This window comes from Bradyrhizobium sp. USDA 4506, assembly GCF_054058795.1.
In genome coordinates this window covers 3,573,261-3,589,447 of sequence record NZ_JBSSBM010000002.1, presented here as the reverse complement: position 1 = coordinate 3,589,447, position 16,187 = coordinate 3,573,261, and the positions used below count along the sequence as shown (strand labels likewise).

The window sequence follows — 16,187 nt, the reverse complement described above, 5'->3', positions numbered from 1 at the left end:
TTGCGATAGGCGCAGATCCACGCTTATGGTCGCGCATTCGCTTGCTGCCATCGTCCGAGGAAATGCCATGCCCAGGATCGATCTGACAAAAGTGCCGGAACGCAAGGAGACCGGCTATCCGGCGGAGTTCGCCGCGCCGTGCGCCGAGCGGGTGCGGCAGCGTCTCGGCGATGCCGGCGGGCTCGCCGACTTCGGCGTCAACCTGATGCGGCTGCCGCCCGGCAACTGGTCGAGCCAGCGCCACTGGCATTCGGACGAGGACGAGTTCGTCTATGTGCTCGCGGGCGAAGTGGTGCTGGTGGAAGACGGCGGCGAGACGGTGCTGCGCGCCGGCGATTGCGCGGCGTTTCCAAAAAAAACTCCGGCAACGGGCATCATCTGATCAACAGATCGCAGATGACGGCAACCCATCTCGAGGTCGGCTCGCGCTCGCGCGGCGACGTCATCACCTGCTCCGACATCGACATGATGAGCCCGAGCTCCGACGGCCGCTTCCTGCACAAGGACGGCACGCCGTACGAATAGCCGCACCAGCCGCGCCGGGCGCGAAATCGGGCGTTGCGGATTGGCCGGCGAAGGACCAATGTTCCGGCAAGGGAGCTTTGGTCGCGTCCATGGCGGAATGGTATTTCATCTGGGTCGACGGTCCGCGCGGACCCGAGCCGCAGAAATGGTCGTCGGACGCGCTGTGGGGCCAGCTCGCGCGTCAGGACGTGATTGTGCGTTTTCCCCTGAGCGATCGCGAGGCCGAATGCGCTCGGCTTGAGTCGGCATTCGCCCTTGCTGCTCCACGACACCAAGCGAAATCAACTGCCTCGCAAGGCCAATTTCCGCTATCTTGCTCGCTCAACCGGACAAGATGATCCCGGATGGATATGCCCGGCGCGATGGACCGTGCGAGATCCCGTACGTGGATTAGGAGGGGGGGAGCCATGCCGAGCTTCGTTCAGTTCCTGCAGAATTCGGGTGTGTACGCTGCGCAAAATTTCATGATCGTTCCTCGGGAAGGCTTCAACCTGGTCTGTCACCGCGACAGCAAGGACGTTGGCCTGTCGTATGATCGCAATCGATTACTGGTCGAGGATGTGCGGCTCGATGACGTCGAACGTGTCGCTCAGGAATACATCAAGACCCGCTTCAGGGAGCAAAAAGGCCAGGAGCGCGACGACCAGTTGCTGCGTCTGCGTACAGCGCTGTATGCCACTGCACGGCCGGACGGCCCTGCGCGCGGCCTCAAGGTCTCGCCCAAGGATAAAGGCATTCCCGAGCTTAAAGCCGTACGCGGCAGCACAAGCATCAAGTTGGATGTCGCCATTCTGCCGCGCAAGGATTTCACGATCGCGTTCAAATTCCTCAAGTACCTCGATCAATCCGGCAATCTGATCAACGCCACGAAATGGACGCCGGACGACGTGCCCTGGTTCCTCACCAAGCTGAACTGGACGTTCGGGGCTCAGGCAAATATCTTCTTCACCCCGGCAGAGGCGACTTGGATGACGGTCCGGAAAGCCCTGGGGCCAAAAATCTCGCGGGATGTTTTCCGCAAGGAGATCGTCCCGTTCAAGGTACGCGGCGCCGATCTCACGTGTTTTCTCGTCGGCGACTATGACGCAATGGATAACGAGGCGGCTGGAGAATATCTGCCCGACGAGCAGGTCTTCGTGGTTGTCGATCAGGGCAATCCACCCGTGTTCGACTATGGCGAGGCGTTCATTGGCGTCATGGCGCACGAGGTCGGTCACTTCCTGCACCACAAGCGGAACATTCCCGGCAGTGGGCACCATAATCGAAGCGGCATCTTGCTTTCCAGCGGCATGGAAAGCCTGTCCCTGGACAAGCAACTCGTCACCGACCTCAACGCGTGGTGAGAGCGCTCGTTCTCCGCTCACGCTTTGGCAGCAATGTACCCGTAATAATTCATAAGGAAGTCCACAATCGAGAGAGGCTTCTGAGCGCCACCCTTGCCCGGATGCGGGATCGCGTAATCTCCCTTGCCCCATGTGAAGATCGTTGTCGTCACGTTTCCATTCGACACTTGTATCCTGTCACGCAAGACGACCCAGTGCCGCGTCAACACCGAGCCTTCGTCCGACTGGTCGTCATATTCGATCATGTTGGCGCTTATGAACAGGCATACGCGGTATCCACTGGCGAGCAGGGCGTTGGCTTCGTTGACGCTGTCGATGCCTTTGCTGAATTTCAGATTGGTCTCCTCGCGCACGTCCTGGTATCCCGCCTTGCGGAACCATTGCTCCATTTCGCTCGGCAAGGTGATCCCCGCGACGTCGCTTACTCTGCCGGTGTCGTCAAAATCGAGGAACCAATTTTCGGAGTCGCGAATGGAGGCGCAAGTCAGCCAATCGACGTGGTCCAGCGAGTAGGGCGGCGTGTAGTTTTTCACGTCCTTTCCCGGCTTGATCAGCAGGCGGCCGAGGTTTGCCTGCCCCTTCTGATACAGATCGATGGCGAACCGCGCATATTGCCCCGGCTTGTCGGATGCGTAGCTGAACATCAGCGCGGACGGACCGCACATGCTCGCTTGATCCTGATCTATGAGGCTCGGCTTCGCAATTCGCCTGAGAATACCTATCCCGACGCGGTGCGGGTCGAGCTTCGGAAAGAACGTGGTCCTCGTGTTCTTGAGGAAATCGCAGACCATCTCCGCGGCAAGCTTCTTTTGATCCGAGTTGAGGTCGTACGGTCCAACCCCGAGCCACTTCTTCTTTTCGTCGCCGACGAAGAGCGTGATGAGTTTCTTCGAAGTCGGAGAAAGCGTTCTGGAGGTGTTTGCAATGGTGGTCAGGTCGTCCAGCTCGAATGCGGTGACCATGCCGTCCGTGACGGTCGCCCTGATGATGTCGACGACTTCCGCGTAGTCCAGCCTGGAATCGTCGAGCAGACCCTTGCGAAGTGCGGCATCGACGGATGGCGTCGCGATCCCGTCCCATTGACCCTTGGGAGGAGGAGGCTTGGCGGCTGCCTTTGTCGCGAGGTCGACCAGCCGAGTGAATGTTGGCCCGCCGGGCCGGATATAGCCGTCCGGCGTGCCCGGGAAGTTCTTCTGCTGGAAATACAGGATCGAGTTGTAGAGGCTGTCGCTGGCGTGACCCGTCACGACCATTTGCGGTTTGAGCGTGGTCTCGGCTCCTCCGTCGGAAATGGCGATCTTGTTGAGGAGCGAGATGACCAGCTCCTGGTCTTGCTTCCAGTTCTGGCAGCTGCGACCCGTCGCGGCAAACCGACCGACTTTGTCTTTCAATTGCGGCATGAGCAATCACCAGCAATATGATCGTTTTCAGTGGCGGATTGCAGGTTCAACTATCGCATTGGTGGTCGGCTGAAGCGTCCACGCTAGCTTGTCGATGAACTCGTACTCAAATAGCGCCTGCGGATCGGTTCCGAAATAATATCCATACTGATGCAGAATCTTGGAGCCCTTGGCGACCATCTCGCGCTTCCATTTCAGGTCCTTGGCAGAGCTGAACTGAAATCCAATCACCACCGCATAGTTTTCGTACGCTTCGGCCACTTGCAGAATGGTCGCGCGCGTCAGGATGCCAGCAGGGTCTTCCAGACCTTGAACTCTGAACGCGGTGATGCGGTTCATCAGATTTGATGCAACTTCCTCCTCGGACCAACCCATGACGCCCGCTGCAACGCCCTTTGCGAACCCCTCCTTGATGAACTTGACTTGAATGTTCTTGAGTGCCTCTCGGGCCGCGACCTTGTCAGCCACCATAAGGACCAGATCGGGGATCATCGCAGCGATGTTCTCGGCCTTGAAAGCCTCCTTTAAACCCGCCTTGAAGCCGGCCTTGGCCGCGCTCCAAAATCCTTCGCCAGCGACGGAGCCTGCCGGCGGCGGCGGGACCTCTGGCGGGGTCGGTGTGTTCCGCGGGACCTTCAGTCTCACCTCCGGTGCCCGGAAGTCGAGCGCTTGAACGCCTCTCCTGCGCATCGCAATGAGCGTTCCTCCGCTGTCCCTGGTCAGCAACACCGGATTCTTGATGCCGCGAGCCACTCCGCCTGCCCTGACCTGGGCAACAACATCGGAATCGAACGCGGAAAGCCCGTGATTCAAACCCTCATTGCCCCACTTCCAAACTTGCGCGCGGGGCACCTGGGTCATCATTTTGTCTTCGACGATCCGCAAGTCAGTGAGCAATTTTTCGCCGGACTGAGCACGCGCTCCCTTTAGAAATTCAAACTTGACCCGCGGTGAGATCAGAACCTCGTGACCGTCCTTGGCCAGATTGAGAATTTCATTCTCGAAGCGTCGGCTGAGCGCTTTCTCGGCGGTGCTCGCCGCAGCTCTTTGCCCGTTCTGTATGTCTATAAGAATATTGGTATCGAGCCAGACGGGGGGCTTTAAGGGCGCCATTGCAACAACACCATTGGCATAAACTGTAGGACGCATTTTGCGTCGGCGAGCCTATCCCTCAGTCGCGTCTGCTGAAGCGCCGGTTCAAGCGGCTCTGCCGCACCCTCGATCGCAGACATGCGATCGTCAGCGCGCGCCTTTCGGCTTGGAGCCAAGCAGATCATGCGTTCCACTGACGCTTAACGTTCCCGAGCACTCGAATCCTCCGAAAATGCCGCAGGAGCCGGTGACGGTGACGCGCAAGTCCTTGCGTTGATACAGGTCGACCGAAACGCCAAATCGCGAAAAATCGTTGGCGCTGTTCGGCAGGATCAGGTCGATGTGATCGATCGCCCAGCGCGGCAGGTGAGGATTGCTCTTCCAGAACAGTTCATTGACGGCGTGGTGGCCGAAATTCGGTCCGACCGTGAGGGCGCCGTCTGCGCCCTCAAACACGAAGCCGGTCTCGTCGATGTGAACATTGACCCGGTCCGGCGCTACCGCGAAATGCAGCGACGTGATGTCCTGCGGCTGCGGGTCCTTGCCGAACTGCGCGCTATAGTCGTCGCTCCATTGCCCTCGGCCGCGCCCGAGCCCGAAGCCGTGCCGGCCCGGAAGGTCTCGCGTCGAGAGCGGCCGGTCGGATAGCTTTGGGCGCCAGATCTCCCGGAATCCCTTGCCGATTGTGGCTGCCATCGACAGATCGAGGGCCCAATGCGACGGCTTCTCCGGGCTTTTGCCTTCGGCGAAGGCGTCGAATCCGTCCGACGTCTTGGCAATGCGCAGCGTCTTGATCAGGTCTTCCCAGTCCTTGGGCAGGAACGTGACGCCGTCGAGCGTGCTCGTCGCGGCCGCGACGCCATACTTCTCCAATTGGCGTCGGATATAGGCCTTCTCGTCATAGAGGCGGACATTGGGATTCGGCCCCGCGAAATATTTCGACAGATCGATCTGCGGCCGGAGCATGGTCAGCCGCGCCGCGATCTTGCGGTAAGTGTCGGTCGTGGTCGGGTCGGTGGTCGTCACGGGGCTGCCCTCCGAGTGAAAGCCAGTCCCCGATTTGTCTGATCCGGCCGGGGCCGGGTTCAACTGAACCTCCCAACCGGAAACGCCGACCACCATTCGTGGAGCAGTGTCAACAGCAAGGACGATCCGATGTCACTTCGGAGCAGGGTGCTAGACGTACTCAATGGCCCGGCGGTCGCACGCATTCGCTTCCGGTTTCCGATCCGTGGCAGCCACGTGACGATTGCACCGCAAACGTTCCATCACGTCGCTCGCGCGATCCGGTTGGGACAGGTCAGCGTCAGAGTTCCGACGGACCTCGCGGCAAATGTTGCGGCACAATATAACGACGTCGCGCGGACCCGGGCGGACGGTACGGTCGTCGCGGCGAATACGCTGGAGGTCGTGTCGGCGACGGGGCGAATGGACGAAGCCTATATCGTCCACGAGGCCTTGCATGCGGCTTACGATCTGCTGCGTACTGGCCTTGACGGCAATGCGGAGGAGGCGTCCGCCTATGTCTGTACCGCGCTCTACTGCCGCATGACGGGCCTGCCGCGACCCCGCTGGGCGAACGGCCCGATCTACGCCAATGCCGCGGAAGTCGCCCGAACGTTGCTGTCGCAATATCAGAAGGGTGATCCCGGCATTCCCTGGGTCGGCGAGCATGAATGGCAGATGCTGCGCGCCGGTGTCGGCCTTAGCGCGGTCTATGCCAGCGGACCCGGCGGCATTCTCACCGGGTGGCTGCTCGGCCAACAATACACCCACGACGGCTGATGGGACGTGGGGCGTCCGCTCCACAAAATGACGGGCCGGCTCCTTGCCGCCCGTCCTCAGGCCACCAGCAAACCCAGTTTGCCGACCGTCGCCAGCGAACGGTCAACGCTTTGTCGGGTTGACAGCAGCAACGGCTCGGCGGGCTGCCCGGCATCATCCAATTGCTTGACCTGGATGGTCGGTCCGAAGGTTTCAGTCATTTCGGCTGTGATTTGCTCGATCGTCCGGGAGCCGTCGAGCAGTTGCAGAAAGTGGCGCGTCCTGTCGTCCTCCAACTGCACGGTTTGGTGAAGCAGATTGGTGACCAGCGGGCCGCTCTGCGCCTGTCTGCGGGCGAGGAGACTCGCCTGCGGACAATCCGTGACTTCTTTCACGAGAAACGGCCGTGATTTCAGAAAGGAGACCTCGCCGCTGCAGGCCAGGATATAGAGCGCTTCCGTCAATATCCGTTGGTCATCGGCTGTTTGCCGGCCTTCCAGCAGCGTCCGGGCGCCATCGAGCAGTTCAGTGAACGAGAGTGCGCGCGGCCAGGCCCGGCCGAGACAAAGATGTGCGGCCTTCAGGAGCGGATTGGTCACGGTGATTCGGCTGCCGTCCTGATTTTCAAATTCCATCTCGGAATCGTCGGTCAGGCAGGCGTCGGGGCGACGTGGGCTGGTGGTGCTCAGCAGATAGAAGGCGGTGATGAAGTCGAGATCGACCTTGCGGTCAAGGGAGATGCCTTCGTGGCAGAGCAACGTACGCCGAAACCCGTTGCCGTCGATGAAGTCCTGATACTGATCGCGCGCCATGAACTCGCTTTCGGGAAAGCGCTGCAGCGTGGCGCGGACCTCTTCGGTGTAACCGGCAAGATAGCGTCGTGAGAAATCGGCGTCGCTCAGATATTGCAGCCCATGTCGGCCGGCGTCTTCGACGACTTCGTGCAGCAGGAACGCCGTCGCGCCAGAATCGAGATCGTCGTGAAAAAGCAACTCGTCCGGAGCCTTGAGCACGCGGTTGCACTGGTCGCGCATGACTGTACCGTGCACCGAGCTGGACTTCGATCCTTCGCTGAGAAATTTCACGATGGCGCGAGCTTGTCCCACTTTCTCCTTCATCCCGGTGATGCGCCGGGTGTGGTAGCGCATCATGTCGCGGACCATGTCGCGAAGATGCGAGAACGGGTGCGCGTTATAACTGACGTAGCAGAGCCCCTGTGGCGCCAAATTCCGTTTGAAGATGGACATCATCTTCTCGCGCACGATCGGTGGTACCCATGAATACACGCCATGGGCGATGATGTAGTCGAACTGTCCGAAGGCAGCGTCGACATCCATGATGTCGCAATGCAGAAGCCTGACGTTGCTCAAGCCCAATGCGGCGATGTTCCGCTGTCCGCGTTCGATCGTAACGCCGCTCAGGTCGATACCGATGAACTCGCTGTCCGGATATTGAAAAGCCATCGGCAACAGATTGCCGCCAACGCCGCAGCCGAGCTCCAGGACCCGGCTGCGCTCGACCGGAGCCGGCTGCATGCCGTAGACCGCAGCGAGCGTTGCCAGATGGTTCGGGTGGGTGAGCCCGTAGACATGCCCGGGATAATACACCTCATCGTATGGTGTGGTGCCGGTGGTCGGCTGGCGGTGCTCGGTCTGGATGTTCATCGCAGTCAGTTCCACGAATATGCAAACTTGTCGTTCACGATCGAGACGCGCGTCTGCTTGACCTCCTCCTTGGCGAGAGACTTGCTGAGGAATTCGCGCGACAGTTCGGGCAGCAGCGTGTTGGTGATGATGTTGTCGATCATCCGCCCGCCGGAGTCCGGATCGTTGCAACGGGATACGATGTGCTCGACGACTGCATCGTCGTAGCCGAAGGCAGCCTTGTGATTATCGCGGAGGCGCTGTCCGATCCGGTCGAGCTGCAATCTGACGATGCCGGCAAGCATCTCGTCCGAAAGCGGAAAGTAGGGGATCGAGACGATGCGCCCAAGCAACGCGGCAGGGAACACCTTCAGCAATTCCGGCCGCAGCAGCCTGGCGAGTTCTTCCGGCTCGTTGCGATACTTCGGATCGCGCGCCAGGCTCATGATGAGATCGGTGCCGACGTTCGTGGTCAGAATGATCAATGTGTTCTTGAAATCGATTCGCCGACCGTTGCCGTCCTCCATGACTCCCTTGTCGAACACCTGGAAGAAGATCTCATGGACGTCGGGATGGGCCTTCTCCACCTCGTCGAGCAGGATAACGCTGTAGGGCTTGCGCCGGACCGCTTCGGTGAGCCGGCCGCCTTCACCATAGCCGACGTAACCCGGAGGTGCGCCCTTCAAGGTCGAGACCGTATGGGCCTCCTGGAACTCCGACATGTTGATCGTGATCATGTTCTGCTCGCCGCCATAAAGGGTTTCGGCAAGCGCGAGGGCGGTTTCTGTCTTACCCACGCCGGACGGTCCGGCCAGCATGAAAACGCCGATCGGCTTGGACGGGTTGTCCAACTTGGCGCGGCTGGTCTCGATTCGTTTCGCAATCATCGTCAGCCCGTGGGACTGGCCGACCACGCGGCGATTGAGAATTTCGGGTAGCTTCAGGACGGTTTCGATCTCGTCGCGCATCATTCTGCCGGTCGGGATACCGGTCCAGTCGGACACGACAGAGGCCACCGACTGCTGGTCGACATGGGCATAGATCATCCGCTTTTCCGGATTGATGCCTTCCAGTGTCTCGAACTTGCCGCGCAACTCGACGCGCTTCGTCGCTCGATCTTCGTCGCCGTTCTCGGAGAGGATTTCGCGAATGCTGCGGATGTCCTTGACGAGCTCCTGTTCCTTGGCCCAGTCGGCCTCCAGGCCGGACAGCTTGGCCTTCAGCGTCGCTATGTCGCCGTCGATTGTGGTGATGCGCTCGCTGTTCTCGTCCCCGAGATCGCCGTCGCTGACCAGCGCTGATCGTTCGGCCTCGCGGGCCGCGATCGCGACGCGAGCGTCCTCGATCAGGGCCGGCGTCGCGCTTTGACTGATGGCTACCCGTGCTGAAGCTGTGTCCAGCAGGCTGACCGCCTTGTCCGGCAGCTGTCGGGACGGAATGTAGCGATGCGACAGGTTGACCGCGGTCACGATCGCGGCGTCCGAAATGCGAACGCCGTGGTGCTTCTCCATCGGGCCCAGGAGACCGCGCAGCATGATGCAACAGGTCTCGACATCCGGCTCATCGACCTGGATCGGCTGAAAGCGCCGTGTGAGTGCGGGGTCCTTTTCGATGTACTGGCGATACTCTGCCCAGGTGGTGGCGGCGATGGTCCGCAGCGTGCCGCGGGCGAGGGGAGGCTTGAGGAGATTGGCCGCGTCGCCGGTGCCGGCGGCGCCACCGGCCCCGATCAGCGTGTGCGCTTCGTCGATGAACAGGATGATCGGGGTAGGCGAGTTCTGTACCTCGTCGATCACCGAGCGCAGGCGCTGCTCGAACTCGCCCTTCATCGAGGCACCGGCCTGCATCAGGCCGATATCCAGCGCGCAGAGCCTGACGTTGCGCAGCGGCGGCGGCACCTCGCCGGCGGCAATGCGCTGGGCAAATCCCTCGACCACGGCAGTCTTGCCGACGCCGGCCTCGCCGGTGAGGATCGGATTGTTTTGCCGCCGGCGCATCAGCACGTCGATCAATTGGCGGATTTCGTCGTCTCGACCGAGGATCGGGTCCATCTGGCCCGATCTGGCCTTGGCGGTCAGATCCTGGGAGAACCGGTCGAGCGGCGTCGTCCCCTTGGGATTCGCCCGGTCCGTACCGTCAGTACCGGCACCGGCCAATCCGGAGCCGTCCATCGGACGCATGGTCTCCTCCTCGGAGCCTGCCCAGATGGCGCGGTGCTCCGCAGCCAATGCGTCGACATTTATCTTGGCGAATTCCTGCGAGATGTTGTTGAGCGCACGACGGATCTCGTTCGATTTCAATCCGGCGACCAGGAGATGTCCGGTGCGGATCTGGGTCTCGCCGAAGAACAGCGTGGCGTAGTGCCAGCCACGGTCGAGAATATCGATGACCGAATTGGCGACGCCCGGCATGTCGGTTTCGTTCTTGCGGAAACCGTTGATGACGCCCGCGAGGTCCGACAGCAGCCGCGCGCGGTCGAGCTTGTAGTGATCCACCGACAGGCTGAGGTCGGTCCGCTCCTGTTGCAGGATGTGAAACAGCCAGTGCGCAAGCTCCACGTTACGGTTGCTGACGCTCTTGGCGTGGCGCAGGGCCTGTATGAAGGCATCGTAGCCGGCCCGGTTCAGTTTGCCAGTCACGGCCTCAAGGCTGATATCGGTCACGATGGCGCCTCCTGCTCAATCCCGGACGATGCCGGGTCGTCGCGGAAATCGGCTCGAATTCCCATGATGTTAGGACAATCGGAGCGATGCTTAGGTTCAAATCGGCTGCTGATCAGTCGCAGCGTTGCGCCGGGCTCTGAGACGCTCGGCAAGGTGAAAGCGTGCATCGCGCCGATACTCCTCGGTCGAGGCCCAGTTCGGCGAAACCCAGCTGGTCCATCCAAGGCGTCCGCTCTGCCCGAGCTTCATCGGGACAACCGCTCCCGCCGGAATGGCAAGTTCCACCTCCCACTCGAGTTCGTCGCCGATGTAGAAGTAGGCGGCGTCAGCCAGGGGCTCGGACAGGTTCGGCGCTTCGGTGGGCAGGAACTGCTCGTATTGAGCAAAATCCTTCACGAACACGCGAACCCTGATCTTGTCTTCGACGCTGAACACACGCGAGCCCAGGAGCGCGTCGTGACCAAGCTTGGCGTGCGTCCCGCCGAGCCGGCTGCAATGGCTTGGGTCGAATGGGAGCCACGTGCCGACGAACTCGTCGATCTCGACCCTGACATCGAACAGCCCTTGCAGCAGCCGCGCCAGTCGTGATGCGGATTTCGCTCTCGGTGAAACCAGCCCGGCGAAGCTCAGCTTCGCCATGTCAGGCACGGTATCCCGATTGGCAAAAATATCGGAGCCGAGGCCGGCGAAGGAGCCGACATAAGCGATGAAGCGGTCGTCGGATGGCCGATCATGCTGGGCGATCGGCCGTGCGTCTGCCCAGGCTCGAAAGAACAACTGCAGAAAGCGTCCGTTCAGCAGGTCGAGAAAACGGGGGAAAGCGTCGTCCCGCATCAACTGCCAGCCGACGCTCTCATCGGTGGTAGCCAGCGGCAGCGCGCCCTGCGGTCCGAGCAGGCCGAGGAATTTGACCAGAATTTTGAGCCTGCCATCACGATCGTCGACCGAGCTCAGATTGGAGGCGGGAAATTCCAGATAGGGGGTTTGACCGAGGTCGACAAACTCCTCGCGACGCGCTGCACTGTCGCCGATCCGCGGTCGATCCGGATTGCATCGCTCGAGCTGGCGGAGCGTCTGAAAGAAATCGAACCGCCACGGCTCGGCCTTCATCTGGTCGATCAGCGTCACAGCGGCCTCCGGGTGCCCATGCGGGCCGGCCAACGCATGATCTCGCCGCGCTCCGGGGTCGAGATGACGGTCTGGGTGAAGGTGTTGAAGCCTGAATAGTCGGCGAAGAAGCGTTCCAGCACAGCCCCGAGCAGGAACACGCCGCTGCCCTCGAATGCCTTCTCGTCAAGCGTGACCGTGATCTCCAGGCCGCGCGCTGCGCCACTGCCGGTACGCTCACGCACCCGCCGCACCACGGGCCTGCTCTCGACGCTGCGCACACCACGAATCTTTCGCTCCGTCGCGTCGTCGAACTGGTCGGCGAACAATGACAGCATCTCCCGCAGTGCTCCGGCGTTCTTGCCGCCGCTGCGTTCCACGAGGCCGAGATAGTTCAAACTCAGCATGTTGATCAGGCGCCAGCTGACGACGCCGCTATTGGCGATTTCGCTGCGGCTGCGCAACTGCGCCACCACCGGCTCGCGTGGTCGGGTGGGGCCGGCGATGCACATCAGCTCGAGCGAGGTGTCGTCCAGCAGGCGAAAGTCGGCTCCGCCCTGGCCGACCGGCAGATGTTCCGTGAGATGCCGGTTGGAGCACAGCGCGCGGACGCTCAGCTCGGCGGCGGATCCGTCGCCGCTCGGGTCGCCGGGCTCGAGCAGCGAGAGGAACATGTCCGTCCCGGTATAGTCCGAGGCCGCGCCATAGGTCTTCTCTTCGACGGTGCGCCGCCGCGGCAGCCGACGAACCGTGTAATAAAGTCCCTCGACCGATCCGGCCGTCCTGTCGACGGCGGCGGAGTACAGCGGACGCACGCGCCGCTTGTCCTTTTCCGCCGGAAAGTGCGCGTAAACCTCCAGCACCTGGTGCGGCTCGTATTCGAGGTAGCGGCTTCGGTCGGGCACCACGTGGTATTCGTAGGTGTTCGACTTGATCGGGATGCGATCACTGGTCTTTTCGAACAGGTTGATCGCCGGGGCGGTGTAGAGACTGAACGTATCCGCCCGGACCGAGGCGGCGAGACGCGAGTTGTGTTCATCGAACGCGAAGACGATATCGATGGATTTGCTGCGCAACCGCGGCATCACAGCGCGAAGCTGCGTCAGATTGACGCCAAGGAACTTGCGCGGAAACACGAAATATTCCCGCAATAACTCCGAGCCGCGAAAGACCCGGTTGTCGTTCGGAAACAGGGATTCGTTCTCGCTGAAGCCGACCTGCTGCACACAGTCGTTCGGAGCCCGGATGACGACCGGATCGCCGAAATCGTCGAGATAGCGAAAATAGAGCCCGACGCAGTTCGAGGTCAGTTGCTCGTAGAGTGCGATGGCATCCGACTCGGCGCCGGTCAGGTAGATGGGCAGTTCGCTGGTGCGGCAGCCGGCGAACCAGGTCTCCGGTTTGTTGCGAGTCTCGGCGTCCGCCGGCTCCTCGTCGAGCCGCGCGGCGGTACGGTGCGTCAAGGAGAGCCTGAGCCCAGCGATAACTTCTCCGCCGACTGGAATCCCGAGGGCCTGCAACGCGCCCGCGGTCGCAAAATATTCGGCGCCGGTGACGTCAAAAGGCCAAAGCACGATATCGCGGCAAAGCCGGAATCGGCAGGCGAGGCTCCGTTCCCTTTCGCGATAGTTCGCGTCGAAATAGGCGCCCCGCGCAATCTTCTTGCCGTCGCGCAATGCCGGATCGGCGTAGGTCGGCTGAATCCTGACCAGCATGGCGGACGGAGTTGGCGCGAGATAATTCGGAACCAACTGCTCAAGCAGGTTCGCCGTGAATTCCGGAAACTCGTGCTTGAGCTTGAGCTGGACACGGGCGGCGAGAAATGCAGCGCCTTCCAGCAGGCCTGAGATCATCGGATCCGAGCGGTCGCGGACCAGACCGCCGAGGCGCTCGGCGATACCAGGATATTCCTCGGCAAAACCTTCCGCGTGCTCGTACAGCAGCGACAGTTCACGATTGTAAAAGTCGAGGAATTCGCGGTTCATGCTATAATCGGTTGATCTGTATATCGCCGCTGTCGAGGTCGACGTCTGCGACGAATTCCACGGGGACGTTGAGCGGTTCGCACTTCAGGTCGGAATGCACGACAAAGCGCAGCTTGAGCTGCTCGGGGCCCACGGAGGTGTCGCGCCGCACCCGGATGGACTTGCGATCGAGTCTCGGCTCGTAAGTCGTCAGCGACATGCGCAGGGCATCGCTGAGCTCCTCGTCGGTGACTTCGTCGATCGAACGGTTTGCGATATCGGGGAAACCATAGTTCAAGATCGAGGTGCGGACGCAGCTGCGACCCGTCAGGTCAAGCGTCGATTCGAGGGCAATGGTGTTGAGGAGAGTTTCGACGTCCTGCGAAACCTCGCGCCTTAGCAGCGTCTCCGAGATCGGGAATCGACCGGCGCTGCGCCGTCCCGCTATGACTCGCTCACCGAACTGATCGCGCAGTTCGAGTGGTTTGCGCGCATCGCGCGCGTCATGAGCCGCACGAAAGGCCAGCATCAATGGCGGAGAGAGCCGATCCTTCCTTGGCGTAACGGTCATTGACGGTCCCCGTACAGCCGGCGCCGATTGCCGCTATGGACAACCGGCGCCGGGCAGGAAGCCTGCGATCAGGCCCATTCCTTGTTGGCCGCAACGTCCCATCCGAACACCGGAGACGCGCCGGCGCCGCCTTTTTCCGTCTGGGTCTTGTAGGTCATTTTGACCTTCTGGAAGTTCAGGCTGACGTTTTCGGTGAGGCGATCCTCGCCGTGCGATCCGCCCGTCGAGACGCTCGAGACCAGAACGTGCTTCATCTCGATCTTGAGATATTCGAGCGGGTGTTCACCGGCCTTGCGTACCGTGAGGATGGCGCTGTCGATGTGCTTTCCATTGGCGCAGACCTTGAAAAGCTCGGGCGTCGCCTTGTCCACGAAGTGCGTGAAGTGGAGGTCTTGAACCGCGACCTTGCCGGCGCCGCCGCCCGACCCGCTGTGGAACGTGCCGCTTTGGCTCTCGCCAAACGACCAGCTCAAAATGTCGATTTCGTCCTTGTGTTTGTCGTCGAGCGACTCGCCCTTGATCGGATCGAGTTTCAAAAAGATGTCGACAGCCATAGCATAGCCCTTTCAAAATTCTCTGATGAGTGACGGTTGCAATAGCGCGGCGTCAGGAGCTCGGGCCTGGCAGGCGCGAAACGAGACTGAGACCGACGTCCATCGCTTCCAGTTGAAAGTGTGGACGGAGAAAGAAGCGCGCGTTGTAATATCCCGGGTTCTCCTCGTTTGCTATGACCTCAACCTTCGCAGCGGCCAGCGGCTTGCGCGCTTTCTGAGCTTCTGACGACAAGGCCGGATTGGCATCAACGTATTCGTTGATCCAGGTCTGCAGCCAGACCGTCAGCTCATCCTTTTCCTTCATGGATCCGATCTTGTCGCGAACCATGCACTTCAGATAATGCGCAAAGCGGGATACTGCGAACATGTAGGGCAGGCGTGACGACAGGTTGTCGGACGCGGTTGCATCCACGCCCTTGTCGCCGAAATACTTCTTCGGCTTATAGAGCGACTGGGCGCCGATGAAGGCGGCCTTGTCGGTGTTCTTGCGATGGATCAGCGGGATCAGTCCCGCCTTTGCAAGCTCGTGCTCGCGACGATCGCTGATGGCGATCTCGGTCGGGCATTTCAGGTCGACGCCACCGTCGTCGGTCGGGAACGTATGCGTCGGCAGGTTGATGACCTCGCCGCCGGACTGGACGCCGCGGATGCGCGTGCACCAGCCGAACTCCTTGAAGGCGCGGTTGATGTTGACCGCCATCGCATAGGCGGCGTTGATCCAGCCGTATTTGTCACCGGTGTGCCCGTCCGTCTCCTCTTCGAAGGCGAACTCTTCCACCGGCTCCGATTTGGCGCCGTAGGGGAGGCGGCCCAGTGCGCGCGGCATGCACAGACCGAGATAGCGCGAGTCGTCCTGATCGCGCAGTCCCTTCCATGCGGCGTATTCCGGCGTGTCGAACACCTTGCCGATGTCGCGAGGGTTGGACAGTTCGGTCCACGAGTCCATTCCCATCAGCGTAGGCTCGGCGCCGCTGAAGAAGGGGGCGTGCGCGGCGCCGGCGATCTTGCTGAGATCGCGGAGCAACTGCACGTCGGTGGGGAGGTGGCTGAAATAGTAGTCGCCGATCAGGCAGCCGAACGGCTCGCCGCCCAACTGGCCAAATTCGTACTCGTAGATCTGCTTGAACAGCGGGCTCTGGTCCCAGCGCGCATCGGGATAGAGCCGCAGGTTCCGATACAGCTCGTTCTTGGAGACGTTCATCACCCGGATCTTGAGGTTGGCGTCGGTCTCGGAGTTGAAGACGAGGTAGTGGAGGCCGCGCCAGGCACTTTCGATCGCCTGGAATTCGGGCGCGTGCAGGATCTCGTTCATCTGCGCGGTCAGCTTCTGATCGATCCGCGCGATCATCTCCTCGATGGTGTCGAGCACGTCCGACTTGATGACGCTCGTATCTTTCAGCGCTTCCTGAACGAGCGTGGACACCGCGTTCTCGACTTCGGTCGCCGCACGTTCGGTGCGCGGCTTGAAGCTTTGCTTCAGCAGGGCGGCGAACTCGTCAGCCTCGACGGTCCCGACCTTGGCGGTGGTCTCTTTGTGGATTGCTTCTTTTGCCATGGTCCC

The 16,187-nt window shown here is 61.1% G+C and carries 12 protein-coding genes and 1 pseudogene; 3 read left to right on the top strand and 10 right to left on the bottom strand.

All coding sequences use genetic code 11. From position 1 onward, the window contains the following. Positions 1–67 precede the first annotated feature (67 nt). Together ACVIHF_RS19155 and ACVIHF_RS19150 are read left to right on the top strand one after the other, a co-directional pair. Positions 68–525, top strand: a pseudogene (locus ACVIHF_RS19155) (cupin domain-containing protein). Positions 526–932: 407 nt separating this feature from the next. Then, on the top strand, positions 933–1,868 hold the full coding sequence (locus ACVIHF_RS19150) for a hypothetical protein (RefSeq protein ID WP_456780357.1): 936 nt from the start codon (positions 933–935) through the stop codon (positions 1,866–1,868). Positions 1,869–1,885: 17 nt separating this feature from the next. Here ACVIHF_RS19150 and ACVIHF_RS19145 read toward each other — a convergent pair whose 3' ends face one another. The 3 genes from ACVIHF_RS19145 to ACVIHF_RS19135 form a co-directional block, all read right to left on the bottom strand. Next, entirely contained in the window at positions 1,886–3,268 is a 1,383-nt protein-coding gene (locus tag ACVIHF_RS19145) for a hypothetical protein (protein ID WP_456780358.1), read from the bottom strand. Positions 3,269–3,295: 27 nt separating this feature from the next. Continuing rightward, complete coding sequence (locus tag ACVIHF_RS19140; RefSeq protein ID WP_310881672.1) at positions 3,296–4,381, bottom strand: type II toxin-antitoxin system VapC family toxin; 1,086 nt, start codon at positions 4,379–4,381, stop codon at positions 3,296–3,298. Between the two features lie 126 nt (positions 4,382–4,507). Then, positions 4,508–5,386 carry a hypothetical protein gene (locus ACVIHF_RS19135; protein ID WP_057019602.1) on the bottom strand — a complete coding sequence of 293 codons (879 nt, stop codon included), beginning with the start codon at positions 5,384–5,386 and terminating at the stop codon, positions 4,508–4,510. A 129-nt stretch (positions 5,387–5,515) separates the two neighbouring features. Here ACVIHF_RS19135 and ACVIHF_RS19130 point away from each other — a divergent pair, with 129 nt between their 5' ends. Further along, a complete protein-coding gene (locus tag ACVIHF_RS19130) occupies positions 5,516–6,145 on the top strand; it encodes a hypothetical protein (RefSeq protein WP_141339674.1) in 630 nt (209 codons plus the stop codon). 56 nt (positions 6,146–6,201) lie between these two features. Here the strand turns inward: ACVIHF_RS19130 and ACVIHF_RS19125 are convergent, their stop codons facing one another. The 7 genes from ACVIHF_RS19125 to tssC form a co-directional block, all read right to left on the bottom strand. Further along, positions 6,202–7,788, bottom strand: coding sequence for a methyltransferase regulatory domain-containing protein (locus ACVIHF_RS19125; RefSeq protein WP_456780359.1), 1,587 nt, complete (start codon positions 7,786–7,788; stop codon positions 6,202–6,204). Positions 7,789–7,793: 5 nt separating this feature from the next. Beyond that, on the bottom strand, positions 7,794–10,430 hold the full coding sequence (gene tssH, locus ACVIHF_RS19120; RefSeq protein ID WP_141339672.1) for a type VI secretion system ATPase TssH: 2,637 nt from the start codon (positions 10,428–10,430) through the stop codon (positions 7,794–7,796). A 96-nt stretch (positions 10,431–10,526) separates the two neighbouring features. Continuing rightward, the gene (tssG, locus tag ACVIHF_RS19115; RefSeq protein ID WP_456780360.1) at positions 10,527–11,591 is read right to left on the bottom strand and encodes a type VI secretion system baseplate subunit TssG; all 1,065 of its coding nucleotides are present in this window, start codon (positions 11,589–11,591) and stop codon (positions 10,527–10,529) included. Further along, on the bottom strand, positions 11,555–13,522 hold the full coding sequence (tssF, locus tag ACVIHF_RS19110) for a type VI secretion system baseplate subunit TssF (RefSeq protein ID WP_253608160.1): 1,968 nt from the start codon (positions 13,520–13,522) through the stop codon (positions 11,555–11,557). The genes tssG and tssF overlap by 37 nt, the downstream gene beginning before the upstream one ends. Before the next feature lies 1 nt (position 13,523). Further along, a complete protein-coding gene (tssE, locus tag ACVIHF_RS19105) occupies positions 13,524–14,072 on the bottom strand; it encodes a type VI secretion system baseplate subunit TssE (protein ID WP_253608162.1) in 549 nt (182 codons plus the stop codon). Between the two features lie 68 nt (positions 14,073–14,140). Further along, complete coding sequence (locus ACVIHF_RS19100) at positions 14,141–14,626, bottom strand: Hcp family type VI secretion system effector (RefSeq protein ID WP_016843423.1); 486 nt, start codon at positions 14,624–14,626, stop codon at positions 14,141–14,143. Positions 14,627–14,678: 52 nt separating this feature from the next. Beyond that, the gene (gene tssC / locus ACVIHF_RS19095; RefSeq protein WP_057019596.1) at positions 14,679–16,181 is read right to left on the bottom strand and encodes a type VI secretion system contractile sheath large subunit; all 1,503 of its coding nucleotides are present in this window, start codon (positions 16,179–16,181) and stop codon (positions 14,679–14,681) included. Between the last annotated feature and the right edge of the window lie 6 nt (positions 16,182–16,187).

What these genes read in the sequence shown, in the direction of transcription:
- ACVIHF_RS19150 (WP_456780357.1), top strand. Translation starts at nt 933, where the DNA reads ATGCCGAGCTTCGTTCAGTTCCTGCAGAATTCGGGTGTGTACGCTGCG.
- ACVIHF_RS19145 (WP_456780358.1), bottom strand. Translation starts at nt 3,268, where the DNA reads ATGCCGCAATTGAAAGACAAAGTCGGTCGGTTTGCCGCGACGGGTCGC.
- ACVIHF_RS19140 (WP_310881672.1), bottom strand. Translation starts at nt 4,381, where the DNA reads ATGGCGCCCTTAAAGCCCCCCGTCTGGCTCGATACCAATATTCTTATA.
- ACVIHF_RS19130 (WP_141339674.1), top strand. Translation starts at nt 5,516, where the DNA reads ATGTCACTTCGGAGCAGGGTGCTAGACGTACTCAATGGCCCGGCGGTC.
- ACVIHF_RS19125 (WP_456780359.1), bottom strand. Translation starts at nt 7,788, where the DNA reads ATGAACATCCAGACCGAGCACCGCCAGCCGACCACCGGCACCACACCA.
- tssF (WP_253608160.1), bottom strand. Translation starts at nt 13,522, where the DNA reads ATGAACCGCGAATTCCTCGACTTTTACAATCGTGAACTGTCGCTGCTG.
- tssE (WP_253608162.1), bottom strand. Translation starts at nt 14,072, where the DNA reads ATGACCGTTACGCCAAGGAAGGATCGGCTCTCTCCGCCATTGATGCTG.
- ACVIHF_RS19100 (WP_016843423.1), bottom strand. Translation starts at nt 14,626, where the DNA reads ATGGCTGTCGACATCTTTTTGAAACTCGATCCGATCAAGGGCGAGTCG.
- tssC (WP_057019596.1), bottom strand. Translation starts at nt 16,181, where the DNA reads ATGGCAAAAGAAGCAATCCACAAAGAGACCACCGCCAAGGTCGGGACC.